The sequence below is a fragment of the Chitinophaga pollutisoli genome (genome assembly GCF_038396755.1).
Classification (GTDB): domain Bacteria; phylum Bacteroidota; class Bacteroidia; order Chitinophagales; family Chitinophagaceae; genus Chitinophaga; species Chitinophaga pollutisoli.
Genome location: NZ_CP149822.1, coordinates 2,783,706 through 2,800,746 on the forward strand (window position 1 = coordinate 2,783,706; position 17,041 = coordinate 2,800,746).

Consider the following 17,041-nt stretch of genomic DNA (forward strand, 5'->3'; position numbering starts at 1 on the left):
ATAATTGCGTGACATCGTCTATTAGCAGTTTGTTTACGTCAACAAAGATAGAAAATTATTTTTTTCTTTCGCAATAATTTTATTAAAAAATTGTTTCCGCTGTGTTTATTTTTTGTTAACCCGCTTTCTTCAACAGGATTTTCTGATCCCTGAAAGCCTCCGCCGCATCGATCATCTCCAGCAACTGCGGCCATTTGGCGGCCTGCGCGTGTGCAACTTTATACGACTTGGTGATCTGCAACTGCAGCTTCCCTTCTTTCTGTTCCGCTTTTACTATGAAGCTCCCGCATTCGTTATCCACCTGCCGCGCCAGCTTCTCCACCCCCTCGGCCACATACCCTTCCGGAATCTCCACCTCGATCTCATATGCAAACGAACGGGCGAATGACATATATACATCCGCCGTCCGCGCCCGCTGCGAAGGCTTTACCGAAATCTGCCCGCCGATGATCTTGCCCGCGTCCAGGATGTAGTTGGGGCCGGCCTTCTTCACCAATCCATCCAACGAAAACCGGGTATGGTACACCAATGCCGGCTTATCCGACCGGATGCCCATCTCCCTGATCCCGAACGTGTCCAGCGTCACCGTCATTTCCTCGAATTGCGCCTGCACATCCCGCAGGAAGTAATCCTTCACATCCCGCCGTGCCCGGTCGAAGGCATTCCGGTATTCGTCGTGCAGCGCGCGGGTGTGCCGGTTCCCCTGGAAATCCTCCATAAAAGACTTTTCCATCCCCAGCAAAGCCCTTTCGGCGTTATAATAATCTTCAAAAAGGAAAAGCTGCTGCTGCGTGCGTTTCTTGAAATGCCCCGTCACCGTCGTTTCCCGGTTTATTTGCAACTGCTGGAGGTTATCTCTCGCAAACCCGATCTCCATCCGTTCCGCCTGCCGGTTACTCGCCGCCACGCTTTCCGGGATATCCCACTGATCCGTCGTATGCCCGCTTTGCGCCGGCAGTACAGAGGCCTTCTGGCCCTCAAACTCGGAAGGGATATGGTCCGTTGTCGGGAAAAGCCCGTCCACACTCACATACAGCGCCTTTTTCCCCGGAATCCGCAACATCAGGCTGAAATCTCCAGCGTCAAACACTTCCGTCATGGCCGGACCATTCTTCGGTGTCGTAAAAACGAACTCCGCCGGTACATCAAACTTGCCCAGCACCAAGTAAACGTACAATAGGAAGTTTTCCTCCCGGAGTGCATTGAAATTGCGGCGCTGGTCAACGATGATGGGATCGGTGGGGGAGATGTGGTACACCACGCCAAACCGCACCGTATAGTAAATGAATTCCGCCAGCTCGGACTGTGTGGCATTTGGATTATCCTTCTTAAACTGCTTCACCCGGTTCATGACCAGGCCATAGGATGGCAAAATGTTGGGGGATTGCGTATTCCGGCGCCCTACGATTGAAGCTACCGCCTCGTCGCGGATCTTCGTGGAGCTGGGGTTGGCGTAAATCATCCCTTCCTTCCGGCGGCCGCCTTTTTCGGTCCGGGCGCCCGGGCGCATATGCGTCCGCACCATCGGCAATTGTCGGAATGCGTTCATCCAGAGGCTGACGGGCTGCGCCGGGATATTTCTCACGAGCATGTCCAGGTGGATCATATGGTCTTCGTACCGTTCCTTGAAGTTGGGCGCCCCGTTCATCGAACGGTATTCCAGCGCAAACCACTCATTGAACGCCCCGATGTGGATCGAATATTCCAGCACCGGTTCCTCCTCTCCAAACACAAAAAGCTCCCGCGTGAAATGGTTGGCGTAAATTACGAACGACTCCTCCCGGATGAAATAATCCACCAGGTCGCCCACCTGCAGATCGGGGATCGCGAGCTTGCGGGATTTATGGCGCGTTACAGCGATGTCGGTCACCACGGATTCGTCGCCGTAAATCTCTTTCATCGTTCCGTCTTTCTTATAGATGCGCACCCCGATGAAAACGACTTTTGTGAGTTTATCGAAAGGCTCGAGCAATGCGTTTTGGTCGTAATTCTCATATTGTCTGAACTCGAACTCCGAATACCTTTCCAGCGCGGCTTTATCGTTGATCGCTACCAGGTTCCTTTCCGTACGATGCAGTTTCACCGCCTTCTGCGGGGTTACGATATCGATATGTCGCGCCAATACCACGGCGGATTCATTCGCATATTCCGGCGGTACGGTCCGGGTGCGGAAACCAGCCTGTTTGATGGACCAGACTTCTTCCTTCACCTCCTCTTGTCTTTCTATATATTTCCTTTCCGCCTTCACATCCCAGGCGTAGCTTTTTTTCTCCTGGGCCATCATGCCTGTGATGAGCAGCAGCAGGCAAATAAAAATGGCAATGGTCGTCCTCATCAGTGGTTATTTTTTGGTAAGGGAGATTTGTTCGAGATAGGATTGGCGAAGTTTTTTAATGTCGGCGTTCCAGGTGGCGAAGTCGGAGCGCAGGATACGGGTATCGCGGATGATGATTTCCTTTTTGTAGATGACCTGGCCGTTTTTGTGTTCGTATTCCGCTTTGAAGGCGTATTTCGGTTGATCGATCAGGAGTGCGGGCGGCAGTGATTTTACCTGGAAGCCCTCCGGCAGGGTGAGCACCGTTTCCTGCGCGAGCTGCCTTTTATACGGGAGCCAGAAATCGTGCTGCCGATTGACGGTATCGATCACGGCGTCTTCCATCTCTTTGCGAAAATCCATTTCCACATACAGTTCGTCGCCGAAGGCGCTTACCGCGTCGTTATGCGTGAGCTCGTAATTGATCAGCAGGTCGGTATTCCAGTCGTGGAGGTCGGAGGTGCGCATATTGGCGATGCGGTATTGGCCGTTCTCCCGCGAGAGGTATTGTTCCAGCGCCTCGTCCAGCTTGGTTTTCCGGATCTGGTGGACGTTGGACAGGAGGGATGCTGTGCACTCGCCCGTCATCCGGTGGCTGACGCTTCCGGCGAGGCGGGCGCCTTCGATGCGGAGAGATCGCTTTTCCGTTTGGCGGTTTTGCTCGAAAGTACGTTCAGGTATGCGGGAAAGATGGTATTGATCGCCATTCTCGATGAGCACCTGCCGGCCCTGGATGCGTTCGGCGTATTGATCGAAGCCGATGTAGGTTTCGGTAGCATCGAGGAACCAGGTTTTGCCATCGAGGTATACCGCACAGATCATGTGATTGTCGACCGCCAGTGTAGGCAACGAATAATCGTAAGCAATATGTCGCGTACCGATCCAGCAAAGCCGGGCGTCGAAGCCGAGCGAAGCGAGCATTTCACGGGTTAGGTTGGCCATTCCTTTGCAATCGCCATACTTTTTGGAAAGCACATCCTGGGCTTTGGCGGGCTTGAAGCCTGCGATCCCGTCTTCAAAAGCGATGTACCGGATGTTCTCCTGCATCCAGGTGTAGATGGCTTTGATTTTATCGAGGTCGGTAATATTATCTTTGACGATGGCGGCAGCGGTGGCTTTCACGGCGTCGCGGTCGTTTTCGACTTCGCTGGCGAGGCGGTGGTACCAGGCGTAAAGGTTTTGAAGGTTGCCGAAATAGGTGGCTTGTCCGGCCGGGGAATTTGCGCTATGGCTGGAAACCAGCAGGTGCGGATAGAGATAGCTCGGGCCCGGGGCGCCGGATTCGCTTTTGAAGGGCTTGAGCTGTTGCGCGGTATAAGTGTACACGTCGGCATCCTGACGGGAGTCGTAGGATTTGGCGCTTTGAATCCCTGCTCCGGCGAAATGCATCTCCCGGACTTCCGCTTTCATCCAGCGGGGCACTACAACAGAGATTTCTTTCGAGGCTGTAAAATATTCTTCCTGGAAATAAATAGAGGTGAAGTAACGGGGGTCGAGGGTTATTTTCTCGATTTCGGTGCGGCTTTCGGTGTCTTTCTTTTTGAAGGGGAGCATGAATCCACAGATCCTTGCGTCGGCATAAAAGATATCTTCGATGGAATAGTAGCGGTGTTCGGGTTTTACTTTGATGCGGTCGCCGTTGACCCAGGCTTTCACTTCTTCGACGCGGCTGTAGTCGTTGTAAAAGGTGACGACAGGAATGGACTCGCGAAATTCGTTGCAGCGATAAGTGGTGGCGGTTTTTTCCCTGACCCAGACGGGGTTTTGCTTATCCCCGCGGACAAACTCGAAGCGTTCTTTTTTCTCCAGGATGATTACATTGGATGGTTCATGTTCCACGACCGGATGAGCGGCCATGTGCTCCAGGGCATGGGCGGGCCGGGGCACCAGGCAGCATAATATAGTACTGAGGCACAGGGAATTAAGCGCGGTTCGCATAGCTTACAACAGGTATAAAGGGGATTAAAGATAGCGAAAATATCTATATATTACCCCTTCACCTGCATTTCCCAATGGGTTATCTCATCATTAATTTCACTTCCTCCATCATGGATTGCAGGGATAGGATTTCCGTATTGCCGGGTCCGGGAAAGCGATCATCGCCAGGATATACCACAAAACGCTTCGTAGCGCCGATGTCTTCACATCCATGGTGAAACCCTTTGGAAACCACCGGCGCCATGGACTTCTTGACTTCTATCGCGTATTTAAATGCATCGTTTCTTTCCAATTTCAAACCATCAAGAGACGCTATTCAGGCTACACCCGTTTCAAAGACTTTAAAATTACAAGGTAAGTCCCCCAATTTCCAGCCATCAAGAGGCATTATTCAGGCTACACCCATTTCAAAGACTTTAAAATTACAAGGTAAGTGCCTCGAAAAGCCTCACATCCTTGCAATTTTAACATTGCATGTTAAAAATACAAGGATGAATATCTTTTCAAGCGACCTGAGCCGCCATTATTGGCAACTGGAAAATAAAATGACCATCAATTCCATCAAAACAACTTCAACTGATTTGTAGGCCTTGCAAATAAACTGGTATTGAACTCGAATTTCTCCTGGTTCATCCCCAGGCGCTTCGTTTGCACCCGGAACTGCTGACGGATGATGTCCGCCACATTGCCATCGCCACGCATGCGGCGGCCGAACTGACTGTCGTTCACCTCACCGCCATGCAGGCTTTCGATCATATGCCATACTTTGTCGTGCCGGTCGGGGAAATTCTTTTGCAGCCAATCCTGGAAAATGACCTTCACGGCATCGTTCAGGCGAACCACCGTGTACCCTGCATACTTCGCCCCGTTCTCCGCTGCCTGCTCCAGCAGCCGCGGGATCTCATGATCATTCAGGCCGGGGATAACAGGCGCCGTCATCACCCCCACCGGAACCCCCAGCTCCGACAGCTCCCGGATCACCTTCAGGCGCTGTATACCGGTGGCCGTCCGTGGTTCCATCTTCTGCCGCAGGTCCTCCTGCAACGTGGTCAGGCTCACATACACGCATATGAGGTTATGCTCCGCCATCTTCTGCAGGATGTACTTATCCCGCAACACCAGCGCGTTCTTTGTGATGATCCCCACCGGCTGGCGATACTCCCAGGCCACTTCCAGGCACTGCCGCGTTAGCCACATTTTACGCTCCAGCGGCTGGTAGCAATCCGTATTCCCCGAAAGAGACAAGGGTTTGGGCACCCAGTTTTTGTTGTTGAGAAACTTGCGCAGCAATTCCGGCGCATTCGTTTTGGCCACGATCTTCCGCTCGAAATCCAATCCGGCGCTGAAGCCCCAGAACTGGTGGGAATTACGGGCGTAGCAATAAATACATCCATGTTCGCAGCCCTGGTAAGGATTCATGGAGTACCACATCCCTACATCCGGACTGTCGACCTTATTCACGAGGGTTTTCGCGTTCTCTTCAAAAATTTGTGTCGGAACATCCGCCTGCCACCATTCATCGATGCCTTCGGGATGCTCCTGGGCGTACTCCTCGGCCAGGTACTTGTTTTTCGGGTTCACCTGCGCGCCGCGGCCTTTATAGTATGGGAATGAAGCGGGTGTATCACTGAACGGGAGCGTCATATACACTAATAATTTTAGTAAATATACTAATTTTATTAGTATTACAAAATTTATATGATGCCCATTTGCCGCATGAGGAACGTCGCATTCTTGTTGCGCGCAATACCCGCGCGCATCGTGTAATCAAAATGCAATGCCCCGTTTTCCAGGCTGCTCTCGAAACAATAATTTCGCACCCGCCCAGGGCACTCTGCTTCCAGCGCGCCCAGCTCCAGGTCATGCGTTGCAATCATCCCGGCGCAACCGTATTGCAGGAAATGCTTTACCAGCTCCCGCGATCCCGTCAGCTTATCTTCCGAATTCGTGCCTTTTAATATTTCGTCGAGAATGATGAACACCTCCTCTCCGCCTTTCAACACCTCAATAATCCGCTGCAAACGCTGCAATTCCGCCTGGAAATACGACGTATGCCGCGCGATGGAATCCTTGATCCGCATCGATGTCATAATCCGCACGGGGTGGCAACGGAACTGTTCCGCGCAAACGGGAGCGCCCGTCATCGCCAGCAACCAGTTCACGCCCACGCTCCGCAAAAACGTACTCTTGCCGCTCATGTTCGAACCGGTGATAATATGGCATTGTTCCTGCGCGTCTATCTTCCAGTCGTTCTTTACACATTCACTTTCCGGAATCAGCGGATGCCCGATCCGCCTGCCGCCGGTGCCACTCATCCCCCCACCTACTTCCGGGTAGATGTATTCCGGATGATTGAACGCGAACGTCGACAAGCTGTTGGCCGTTTCCATCAGCGCTATCGCCTCCAGCCACTCGTCCATATCCCCGCGGTGCTTCTCTTTCCAGCGCTCCAGCTTAAAAATGCAATGGATATCGTAGAGCATGAGCGAATTCAACACGATCCCCACCAGCAGGTTCATCCGCTGATCCAGCAGGTTGCTGACCCGCGCGAGGGCATGCAACGAACGGTCCGCTTCCGCAGCCGTGCGCTTCCGCGCTTCCAGCCAGGGCACCCCTTTCCAGTCCTCCGCACCGATCATCCGCAGCAACACCGCGAATTTCCCCAACACCTTTTCTTTATTCGACAACAGCACATGCTGGCCATTCACCTTTTTCACGTTCAACAACAGGATCCCCCAGTTCACGAACAGCATCAGCATCATCCAGACGAACACACCCGTTACCGCGTAATAAACAATGCCCGCCAGCACCAGCGCCGGCATCACGTACGCGGCGATCAATAATCCCTTCTTGTGCAAAAACTCCATGGGAGCCGATTTCCACAACCGGATCTCATGCATGTCGTGCGCCGTCTCGTTCGCCAGCTGCGCATGCGCCGCAAAATTCTGCCGGAATTCTATCCGCTGACTCAATTCCCGCACCGCTCCCTGCATCTCCCGGATCGCCGCATCCGACTGCAACGGCGCCTTCAACCAGGCTGCCAGCCGGCTCCTGCCCGTCAACGTCCCGGTCCGGTTGATGTGCTGGTACAACGAAGAAGGCCCAAACACATCCAGGTCGCCCGAGAAATCGTGCTGGTCGTCGATAAAATCCTCCCCGTCTTCGAAATCCGCGCCCTTCCCAGTCGCCAGTTTCCATTCTTTTTCGTTCAGTGACAGCAGCGCGCGGTACAGCGCCTGTTTGTCCTTAGCCCGCTGGTATTGTACCAGTGAAGCCACGAACCCCGCTACCATACCCCCCATCGCCAACAGCCACACAATAGCGAAAGCAGTGGAAAAATATTGATAGCCAAAGAAAGCGATCGCCAGGAAACATAATAAGCGCACCAGGCCGAGGCGCTTCAGCCTCCCCTCGGTGGCATCCAGTAAGCGGCGGAATCCGTCGATGCGTTGTTGATAAGTTTGCGCGGTTTGCATGGCCTGAAATTAATCATTCTGCATAAAAAAACCGGACGGCAAACGACCGTCCGGTTAATATCCGGTATGAAATGTTCAGATTACATATTCCTGCGGTATTGTCCGCCCACTTCGTACAGCGCATGCGTGATCTGCCCGAGGGAGCAGTATTTCACCGTTTCCATGAGCTGCCCGAAAAGATTACCGTTCTGCACCGCTACTTCCTGCAGCTTCTTCAACTGCGCTTCACTGTCGGCCGCATGCCTTTCCTGGAACGCGTTGAGCGCGGTGATCTGGTATTCTTTTTCTTCCGTGGTAGACCGGATCACTTCCGCGGGGACGATCGTCGGCGAACCGTTTTTATTGAGGAAAGTATTTACGCCGATGATGGGGAACTCTCCGGAATGTTTCAGCGATTCGTAGTACAGGCTTTCTTCCTGAATCTTATTCCGCTGGTACATCCTTTCCATCGCGCCGAGTACGCCGCCACGTTCGGTAATGCGGTTAAATTCCGCCAGCACGGCCTCTTCCACGAGGTCTGTCAGCTCTTCCACAAAGAAACTGCCCTGGTTGGGGTTTTCATTCTTCGCCGTTCCCAGTTCGCGGTTGATGATCAGCTGGATGGCCATCGCACGGCGCACGCTTTCTTCGGTGGGCGTGGTGATAGCTTCGTCGTAGGCGTTGGTATGAAGGGAGTTGCAGTTGTCATAAATCGCGTACAGCGCCTGCAGCGTGGTGCGGATGTCGTTGAAGTCGATCTCCTGTGCGTGGAGGCTGCGCCCCGACGTTTGGATGTGATATTTCAGTTTCTGCGAACGGTCGTTTCCTTTATACTTGTATTTAATAGCTTTCGCCCAGATGCGGCGGGCTACACGGCCGATCACGGCGTATTCGGGATCCATGCCGTTGCTGAAGAAGAAGGAAAGGTTGGGCGCGAAATCGTCGATGTTCATGCCCCGGCTCAGGTAATATTCCACATACGTGAAACCGTTCGCGAGCGTGAATGCGAGCTGCGTGATCGGGTTGGCGCCGGCTTCCGCGATATGGTACCCGGAAATGCTCACCGAATAGAAGTTGCGGACCTTCTCCCGGATGAAATACTCCTGCACGTCGCCCATGAGCTTCAGCGCGAATTCGGTAGAGAAGATGCAGGTGTTCTGCGCCTGGTCTTCTTTCAGGATATCGGCCTGCACGGTACCGCGTACCGTACTAAGCGCATACGCCCTGATCTTCGCATATACTTCCGGCTCCAGCACGTCGCTCCCGGAAAGCCCCAGTAACCGCAATCCCAGGCCGTTATTGCCGTGCGGCAGACCGCCATTGTACTGCGGCAGCGGATGGTCTTTGAATTTCTTTTTGATGATGGCTTCCACCTTGCTTTCCAGCCCTTCCTTCGCAATGTATTTCTCGCATTCCTGGTCAATGGCGGCGTTCATGAAAAATGCCAGCAGGATCGGGGCCGGACCATTGATCGTCATCGACACCGATGTTTTCGGATCGCAGAGATCGAAACCGGAATAGAGTTTCTTGGCATCGTCGACCGTAGCGATGCTCACGCCACTGTTGCCGATCTTTCCATATATGTCCGGACGGTAAGCCGGATCTTCGCCATATAAGGTAACACTGTCGAACGCGGTGGACAAACGTTTGGCCGGCTGGTCCACGGAAACGTAGTGAAACCTTTTGTTGGTGCGCTCCGGACCGCCTTCTCCGGCAAACATCCGCGTGGGATCTTCGCCTTCGCGCTTGAGCGGGAATACGCCCGCGGCATATGGGAATTCACCGGGGAGATTTTCGGTGAGTTGCCAGCGGAGGATATCGCCCCAGTCTTTGTAATTCGGCAGCGACACTTTCGGCACGCGGGTGTGGGAAAGGCTTTCGCTGAACAAAGGCAGTTTGATGATTTTATCCCGCACCTGGAATTCATAGTAATCGGCTTTGAATTTCGCCACCAGCGCAGACCAACCGTCGATCAGCGCTTTGCATTCCGGCGCGATCTTCTCCTGTACCTGCTCGCTGATTTCTTCCAGTTCGGCGGCATGCTTAAGTCCGGGTGTTTGGAGGACGCCGCTGAGCTGGTACCACTGCGTGGCGAGCGCGCATTGTTCCTGCACCCACTGGTTGTATTCGCCGTTGGCCGTTGCGATTTCCGACAGGTAGCGGACGCGGGCGGGCGGGATGATGAGGGATTTGGTAGAAGTGGCGGTAACGGGCTTGTCTGGCCGGTCGTCCCCGAAATGCGTGTCGGTTTTTTCCGCGATGCGGTGCATGAGGCGGCCGAACAGCTGGTTCACGCCGGGGTCGTTGAATTGCGAAGCAATGGTGCCTACCACGGGCAGGTCATCGTCTTTCGCGTCCCAGAGGTTGTTGTTGCGTTTATATTGCTTGCGCACGTCGTGCAGGGCATCGAGCGCGCCGGCTTTATCGAATTTGTTGATGGCGATGAGATCGGCGTAATCCAGCATGTTGATTTTCTCCAGCTGGGAAGCCGCGCCATATTCGGGCGTCATCACGTAGAGGGCCACATCACAGTAATCCACGATGGCGGTATCGCTCTGGCCGATGCCGGAGGTTTCGAGGATGATGAAATCGAAAGCCGCGGCTTTGCAGATATCGATCGCTTCCTGGATATGCAGGCTGATGGCTTTGTCGCTTTCGCGCGTGGCGAGCGAGCGCATGTAAGCGCGGGGGTGCTGGATGGAGTTCATCCGGATGCGGTCGCCCAGAAGCGCGCCGCCGGTTTTCTTTTTGGAGGGGTCTACGGAGATGACGGCAATGGTTTTGTCGGTGTAGGTCCGCAGGAAGCGGCGCACCAGTTCGTCCGTTACGCTGGATTTGCCCGCGCCGCCTGTACCGGTGATCCCGAGCACGGGGGCTTTGCGGGAAGCCAGGATCTTCAGGTCTTCCTGCTGGCCGTTCAGCGCGAAGTTTTCCGCGTAGGTAATGGCTTTTGCAATTTCGGGAGCATCGTACTGCGTGAGTTTCGCACCGTCCAGCTTCCATTCGCCGTTTTTCACCGTTTCATAATCACATTGCCGGATCACGTCTTCGATCATACCGGTGAGGCCGAACTTCCGGCCGTCGTCGGGACTATAAATCCTGGCGATGCCGTAAGCATGGAGCTCTTCGATTTCGGACGGGAGGATGGTTCCGCCGCCGCCGCCGAAAATGCGGATATGGCCGCAGCCTTTTTCCTTCAGCAGGTCGTACATGTACTTGAAAAACTCGATGTGCCCGCCCTGGTAGGAGGTCACCGCGATGCCCTGCGCATCTTCCTGGATGGCGCAGTCTACGATTTCGGCTGCGGATCGGTTATGCCCGAGGTGGATCACTTCGGCGCCGGTGCTTTGCATGATGCGGCGCATAATGTTGATGGCCGCGTCGTGCCCGTCGAAAAGCGCCGCCGCGGTAACAATCCTGATTTTGTTGTTCGGTGTATAAGTCATGTTTGACAATGCTTCTTGTGCCCGGCACACCATCGTTCCGGAGGAAACATGCAAGTTACGAAAATAGCCGTTGAGGCTGCGGCGCAGAAGGAATTTGGAACATTGCGCAGCAGATCATCCATTCATTAAAAATTATTCAACTGCAACCGCTTGCCGATGAAAATTTTCCTGAAAATGATAGCCGCCGCCGAAATCCCGCAGCGAAACCGGGAAGGGGCGCCGCATGTCTTCAACGCATCTTCGACCCGGCCGGAAACGGGTAATATTGTATTATCCCGAGGTGCATTACTGTATATGAACTAAAGGGTAAAGGAAGGTTTAAAGCATATCAAAAGTATATTAAAGGTATATAGCGCCATATCTGTACTGCGTTTTATCCCTTTTATATGCCTGCAGTATACCTTCTTTTGATATATAGCAACCTTAGGGTAATACTAAATTAAGCGCTAGTGCCGGCAGGCTTTCCGACGTCAAAGGAAACAGGCTGTCCGGGATGGAACAGCCTGTATTAATGAAAGACATATTTGTCCTGCATCACAACGTGGAATTTGATAAAATGCAATATAAAAGAGATGATAAAAACGCCCGTGAAGGACGATCAATGGCATATATGGCTTTCGCTTCGGGTTCTCCTGAAATATCGTCTGTTGATTAAATCGACTGGACTAGATTTGGTTTCTGGCTACGATGCATACCCCCTGTTTTTACAGTGTGTATATCGTACACAATCTTAATTAAAACTTTGTTAAAAAACAATTTTTTCGACCGAATTCTGAAAATTATATACATTCCTGCGGCCCTTACTGGCAAAGGAAGCCCATCTTCAAACCCTTTATAGCAAAGGATTTGAGCTGCCTGAAAAAAATAATAAAAAAGGTTAAAATCCTATCAAAAGCCGAGGCTTTTCTTGTGCTGCAGATTGTACTTGTCGTGATTGAACTTGTAAAGCCTCGCCGGGCGGTGGCGCACGTCTTTCTCCTCCTCGTTCAGGTCTACCAGGTAATCCATTGCGAAGAACTTTTTCCGGAAGTTCCTGCGGTCCAGTTTCACGTCCAGGATGGCTTCGTAGAGGTTCTGAAGGTCGCGCAGGGAGAATTTCCGGGGTAGCAGGTTGAAGCCAACCGGCTGATCGATCACCTTGGCCTGGAGGCGCTGGTAACAGGTATCGAGGATGTTGCGGTGGTCGAATGCCATGTCGGTAATGTCTTTCACGGCATGCCAGTGCAATTCGTTGTCCTGTGTCTTGAGCTTGGCATGTTGGATGTTGACGAGCGAGTAAAAAGCGATCGTCACCACGCGGCCGGCAGGGTGCCGGTTGATACCGCCGAAAGCCTGCACCTGTTCCATAAATACATCTTCCAGCCCGGTACGCTCCCGCAACACGCGATACGCGGCCGTTTCCAGGTCTTCGTCGGGATGTACGATATCGCCCAGCAGGGAAGGCTGGCCTTTGTACTCTTTCAGATCTGATTCAATCAGCAATACTTTCAGCTCGTTTTCGTCGAAACCGAAGATGACGCAATCGACGGATATCGCGGCCATAAAGTAATCCCTGATCTCGATGCGGTGGGTGTTGATGTTTTTGGTGTGCATACTACATAATCGTGGAATAGTCAAAAATTGCGGCTTGGCGCTCAACGCGGCGCCTGATAACGTGGCTTACCATTGATAAAAGTAGCTAAAATCCTTGTAGCGAGAATCTTGTCTTCCGATGTTTTCATAATATCCTGGTTGAGGATAACGAAGTCTGCGTCTTTCCCCGGCGCCAGAGTTCCCTTCCGCTCTTCTTCAAACGAGCCCTTCGCCGCCCAGAGCGTCATTCCCTTGAGCGCTTCCTGCCGGGTAAGCGCATTCTCCGCCTGGAATCCCCCGGCCGGATATCCCGCCGTATCCTTCCTGGCTACCGCCGCATAAAACGTCCGCAACGGATCGATATGCTCCACCGGGAAGTCCGTCCCCAGCGGCATCCAACCCACCTGGCCCAACAATTCCTTGAACGCATAAGCATTCTTCACCCGCTTCGCGCCCAAACGCGCCTCGGCCCAGTACATATCCGAAGTGGCATGCGTCGGCTGAACGGAAGGGATAATACTGTAATCCCCAAACCAGCGCCGGTCCACCGAATCCACCACCTGTGCGTGCTCGATCCGCCAACGCCGGTCGTTGCGCCCCTTCAGCACGTTCGCATAAATCCGTAAAATCACTTTATTGGCAGAATCTCCGATCGCATGGGTACACATCTGGATATCCGACCCCGCCAGCAGCCCGGCCATCGCCGCGAAATAAACGGAGTCCTTCCGCAGGAAGCCCTTCCATCCCGCCCGGTCGGCGTAATCATGCTTCAGGCAAGCCCCCGGGAACCCAGCGCCCCGTCTCCAAAAAACTTCACGCTGCGCACGAGCAGGTTCTTCTTTTCGTACGGACCGTTCTTCAAAATCCAGTCTATATTTTCCTCCGAATCGCTCAACATCACGTTCATCTTCAACTGCAACCGGTTCGTCATCACGAGCCGTTCCAACAGGCGCATTTCTGCGAGCGACATCCCGCAGTCCGTCAGGCTCGTAAGCCCCGCGGCCAGGCAGTGCTGTTCCGCCTTCACCAGCGATGCGATTACCGTTGCCGTATCCGCATCCGGGATCACCTTCGTAACGCCGGACATGGCATTGTCGATCAAAATCCCCGTCATTACGCCATTCCGTGTTTCCACCGATCCGCCGCCGTCGGTAGACGCGGGCGTGATACCCGACAGTTTAATGGCGGCCTGGTTGACGATCGCGGCATGCCCGTCGATCCTTTCCAGGAATACCGGGCGATCGGGAAACATCCGGTCCAGGGCGGATTTATCCGGATAGGCTTTGGTGGGCCAGTCATTCTGATCCCATCCCCGGCCGACGATCCAGCCCTGGGGATTTTTGGCGGCGAAGTCGCGCACCCGCGCCAGGGCCTCGTCCCAGCTTTTGGCGCCGGTCAGGTCCACCGTCCGCAATGCGGCGGCATAGCCCAGGAAATGGGCGTGTGCGTCGTTGAACCCGGGAACGATGGTAGCGCCCTGCGCGTCGTAATCTTCCTTTGCGGCGAAAGCTTCCGTCAATTCCTTATCCGTACCCGTAGCCACGATTTTACCATCGGTAATGGCCATCGCCTCCATCACGCGGAAACCGGTATCCACCGTATAGATAACGGCGTTACGGACGAGGAGGTCCGCCGGTCGTTTTTCTTTGCAGGCAAAAAGGATGAGGAGAAAGGCGGCAAGCCAGCTGTGTTTCATGGTACAAATTTATACGCGCGTGGTAACTAAAGTTTAAATTTACGCCAGACTTTTGATTTATCCAGATACATCATGTACGCCAAAGACATTGAAATTTCGCTCGCCCAAGAGGCGAAAGCGCTTCTGTCCGGTAAAACGGGCACTCCGCAGGAACTGGCCGATGCGTTGCGGCAGGTGATCCGCCATAGCGACTGGCGGTATTACGTGCAGGACGACCCCGTGCTGAGCGACCAGGAGTATGACGCGCTGTTTGCACAGCTGAAGCGGCTGGAAATGGAGCACCCGGAGCTGCAAGCCCCTGATTCCCCTACGCAGCGCGTGGCGGCGGGGCTTACGAAAAACTTCCCCACGGTGCAGCACCTCGTTCCCATGCTGAGCCTCGAGAACTCTTACAACGCCGACGACCTTCGCGATTGGGACCGCAAGAACCGCGAGGCTTCCGGGCTGAGCGAGATCGAATATTGCGTGGAACCTAAGTTTGACGGGGCCAGCATTTCGCTGATTTATGAAAATGATCTGCTGGTGCGAGGCGCCACGCGTGGTGATGGCGTGCAGGGCGATGAGATCACGGTTAACATCCGGCAGATCCGTTCCATCCCGCTGTCGGCCAACTTTGCCCGGTTCGGCATCCAGCAGATCGAGCTGCGGGGCGAAGTGCTCATCAATAAAAAAACTTTCGCACGGCTGAACGAACAACGCGCCGCCGAAAACCTCCCGCCGCTGGCCAACCCGCGCAACGCCGCTTCCGGCTCACTGCGCATCGTGGACCCCGCGGAAGTGGCGAAACGCGGCCTGGAAGCGTTCCTCTATCATATGAGCTTCCATACGATGAACGACGGGATGGAAGAACCGCCTGCGATCCGGACGCACAGCAATACGCTGGATATGCTCTGGCAACTCGGGTTCCGCAGTCCCGCGAAGGAAATGAAAGCCGTAAAGGGCATCGACGCCGTGATCGCTTACTGTGAGCAGTTCGAAGCCCACCGCGACGATCTTCCTTACGAGATCGACGGCATGGTGATCAAAGTGAACGATTACCAGTTGCAGGACAAGCTCGGCATGACGACGCACCACCCGCGCTGGGCGATGGCCTTCAAGTTCAAGGCGCGCCAGGCTACCAGCATTCTCCGCGACGTGGAATTCCAGGTGGGCAGAACGGGTTCTATTACCCCTGTGGCCAAGATCGATCCGGTGCCCATTGGCGGCGTAACCGTAGCGTCCGTGAGTTTGTTCAATGAAGACGTGATCCGGGAAAAGGACTTAAAAATCGGCGACCGGGTGCTGGTGGAAAGAGCGGGCGATGTGATCCCTTACATTGTAAAATCCGTAGCCGACCTCCGCGACGGCACGGAGAAAGATATTGTTTTTCCGAAGGAATGCCCCGTCTGCAAAGATCCTTTGTTCAAGCCGGAAGGCGAAAGCGTCTGGCGTTGCGTGAACATCAACTGCGAGGCGCAGGTGGTGGAAAGGATGATCCATTTCGTGAGTAAAGACGCGATGGACATCCGCAGCCTGGGCGAAAGCAATGTCCGCAAGTTCTGGGGCCTTCAATTGCTGCGCGACGTGCCGGGCATCTACACGCTCGATTTCGAAGCGGTGGGCAAGCTGGAAGGCTTCGGGCCGAAGTCGGTATCCAACCTCCGAACGGCCATCGAGGCGTCGCGGGCGCAGCCGTTGCACCGGCTGATCTTTGGGCTGGGAATCCGGTATGTGGGAGAAACCACGGCCAAAACCCTGGCCAACGCGGTGTCGCACCTGCTCGACCTGAAGGATTATACGGAAGAGCAGCTCCTGGCGCTGGAAGACATCGGTCCGAAAGTAGCGGGCAGCGTCCGGCAGTTTTTCCTGAACGAGGATAACATCCATATGCTGCGAAAGCTCGAATCGCTGGGCCTGAACCTGCAAAGCAGCCGCGGGTCGCGGTCGGAAGAAGGTACCCTCAGCGGGCAAACCTTCCTGTTTACCGGTACGCTCCATAAATTGAAAAGAAGCGACGCCGAGGCGCTGGTGGAAGCGCAGGGCGGCAAGATCCTCAGCGGGGTGAGCAGCAAGCTCAACTACCTGATCGTGGGCGACGACGCCGGCAGCAAACTGGAGAAAGCGAAAAAAATCAATACCGTTAAAATTCTGACGGAAGACGAATTCATCAAAATGCTGGAATAATGACGGATGAGCATTTCATGCGCCAGGCCCTGCGGGAAGCGCGCCTGGCGGAAGAAAAGGGAGAAGTGCCCATCGGGGCGGTAGTGGTGATGAACGATCAGATCATCGGCCGGGGGCATAACCAGGTGGAGATGTTGAACGACTGTACGGCGCATGCCGAAATGATCGCGCTGACGTCCGCCTTCAATTACCTCGGCGCCAAATACCTCATGGAAGCCACGCTGTATGTAACACTGGAACCTTGCGTAATGTGCGCCGGCGCTTTATACTGGAGCAAGATCGGGCGGATCGTATATGCGGCGGCGGACGAAAAAAACGGCTACCGCCGGGTGACGGAAGGCAAATCGCCATTTCATCCGAAAACGAAAGTGGAATACGGATTGTTGGGAGAAGAGAGCCTGGGGATGGTGAAAGCGTTCTTCCAGCGGCGAAGGAAATAATGACAGAAAAGTAACGG

The 17,041-nt window shown here is 54.1% G+C and carries 10 protein-coding genes and 1 pseudogene; 4 read left to right on the plus strand and 7 right to left on the minus strand.

The annotated features are described in order from the left end of the window. Positions 1-115: 115 nt before the first annotated feature. On the minus strand, positions 116-2,335 hold the full coding sequence (locus WJU16_RS11370) for a DUF3857 domain-containing protein (RefSeq protein WP_341838432.1): 2,220 nt from the start codon (positions 2,333-2,335) through the stop codon (positions 116-118). Between the two features lie 6 nt (positions 2,336-2,341). Further along, on the minus strand, positions 2,342-4,252 hold the full coding sequence (locus WJU16_RS11375) for a transglutaminase-like domain-containing protein (protein WP_341838433.1): 1,911 nt from the start codon (positions 4,250-4,252) through the stop codon (positions 2,342-2,344). A 242-nt stretch (positions 4,253-4,494) separates the two neighbouring features. On the opposite strand from WJU16_RS11375, the gene WJU16_RS11380 reads away from it, so the two are divergent. Then, entirely contained in the window at positions 4,495-4,839 is a 345-nt protein-coding gene (locus WJU16_RS11380; RefSeq protein ID WP_341838434.1) for a hypothetical protein, read from the plus strand. On the opposite strand, the gene WJU16_RS11385 is transcribed toward WJU16_RS11380, so the two are convergent. From WJU16_RS11385 to WJU16_RS11395, 3 genes are all read right to left on the minus strand, one after another. Continuing rightward, a complete protein-coding gene (locus WJU16_RS11385; RefSeq protein WP_341838435.1) occupies positions 4,814-5,896 on the minus strand; it encodes a PA0069 family radical SAM protein in 1,083 nt (360 codons plus the stop codon). The genes WJU16_RS11380 and WJU16_RS11385 overlap by 26 nt on opposite strands. Before the next feature lie 50 nt (positions 5,897-5,946). Continuing rightward, a complete protein-coding gene (locus WJU16_RS11390) occupies positions 5,947-7,728 on the minus strand; it encodes a MutS-related protein (RefSeq protein WP_341838436.1) in 1,782 nt (593 codons plus the stop codon). 80 nt (positions 7,729-7,808) lie between these two features. Beyond that, positions 7,809-11,153 carry a methylmalonyl-CoA mutase family protein gene (locus tag WJU16_RS11395; protein WP_341838437.1) on the minus strand — a complete coding sequence of 1,115 codons (3,345 nt, stop codon included), beginning with the start codon at positions 11,151-11,153 and terminating at the stop codon, positions 7,809-7,811. Between the two features lie 493 nt (positions 11,154-11,646). Between WJU16_RS11395 and WJU16_RS11400 the strand changes: the two genes are divergently transcribed. After that, positions 11,647-11,808, plus strand: coding sequence for a hypothetical protein (locus WJU16_RS11400; protein WP_341838438.1), 162 nt, complete (start codon positions 11,647-11,649; stop codon positions 11,806-11,808). 233 nt (positions 11,809-12,041) lie between these two features. On the opposite strand, the gene WJU16_RS11405 is transcribed toward WJU16_RS11400, so the two are convergent. Together WJU16_RS11405 and WJU16_RS11410 are read right to left on the minus strand one after the other, a co-directional pair. Then, a complete protein-coding gene (locus WJU16_RS11405) occupies positions 12,042-12,746 on the minus strand; it encodes an NrtR DNA-binding winged helix domain-containing protein (protein ID WP_341838439.1) in 705 nt (234 codons plus the stop codon). A 41-nt stretch (positions 12,747-12,787) separates the two neighbouring features. Beyond that, a pseudogene (locus WJU16_RS11410) lies at positions 12,788-14,421 on the minus strand (amidohydrolase). Between the two features lie 72 nt (positions 14,422-14,493). Here WJU16_RS11410 and ligA point away from each other — a divergent pair. Continuing rightward, on the plus strand, positions 14,494-16,584 hold the full coding sequence (gene ligA, locus WJU16_RS11415) for an NAD-dependent DNA ligase LigA (protein ID WP_341838440.1): 2,091 nt from the start codon (positions 14,494-14,496) through the stop codon (positions 16,582-16,584). Continuing rightward, complete coding sequence (locus WJU16_RS11420; protein ID WP_341838441.1) at positions 16,584-17,024, plus strand: nucleoside deaminase; 441 nt, start codon at positions 16,584-16,586, stop codon at positions 17,022-17,024. Before ligA ends, WJU16_RS11420 begins: the two co-directional genes overlap by 1 nt. Positions 17,025-17,041: the final 17 nt, after the last annotated feature.

Excerpts from the sequence above, each read along its gene's own strand:
- WJU16_RS11390 (WP_341838436.1), bottom strand. The coding sequence starts at position 7,728 with ATGCAAACCGCGCAAACTTATCAACAACGCATCGACGGATTCCGCCGC.
- ligA (WP_341838440.1), top strand. The coding sequence starts at position 14,494 with ATGTACGCCAAAGACATTGAAATTTCGCTCGCCCAAGAGGCGAAAGCG.
- WJU16_RS11400 (WP_341838438.1), top strand. The coding sequence starts at position 11,647 with ATGGAACAGCCTGTATTAATGAAAGACATATTTGTCCTGCATCACAAC.
- WJU16_RS11375 (WP_341838433.1), bottom strand. The coding sequence starts at position 4,252 with ATGCGAACCGCGCTTAATTCCCTGTGCCTCAGTACTATATTATGCTGC.
- WJU16_RS11380 (WP_341838434.1), top strand. The coding sequence starts at position 4,495 with ATGGACTTCTTGACTTCTATCGCGTATTTAAATGCATCGTTTCTTTCC.
- WJU16_RS11420 (WP_341838441.1), top strand. The coding sequence starts at position 16,584 with ATGACGGATGAGCATTTCATGCGCCAGGCCCTGCGGGAAGCGCGCCTG.
- WJU16_RS11395 (WP_341838437.1), bottom strand. The coding sequence starts at position 11,153 with ATGACTTATACACCGAACAACAAAATCAGGATTGTTACCGCGGCGGCG.
- WJU16_RS11405 (WP_341838439.1), bottom strand. The coding sequence starts at position 12,746 with ATGCACACCAAAAACATCAACACCCACCGCATCGAGATCAGGGATTAC.
- WJU16_RS11370 (WP_341838432.1), bottom strand. The coding sequence starts at position 2,335 with ATGAGGACGACCATTGCCATTTTTATTTGCCTGCTGCTGCTCATCACA.
- WJU16_RS11385 (WP_341838435.1), bottom strand. The coding sequence starts at position 5,896 with ATGACGCTCCCGTTCAGTGATACACCCGCTTCATTCCCATACTATAAA.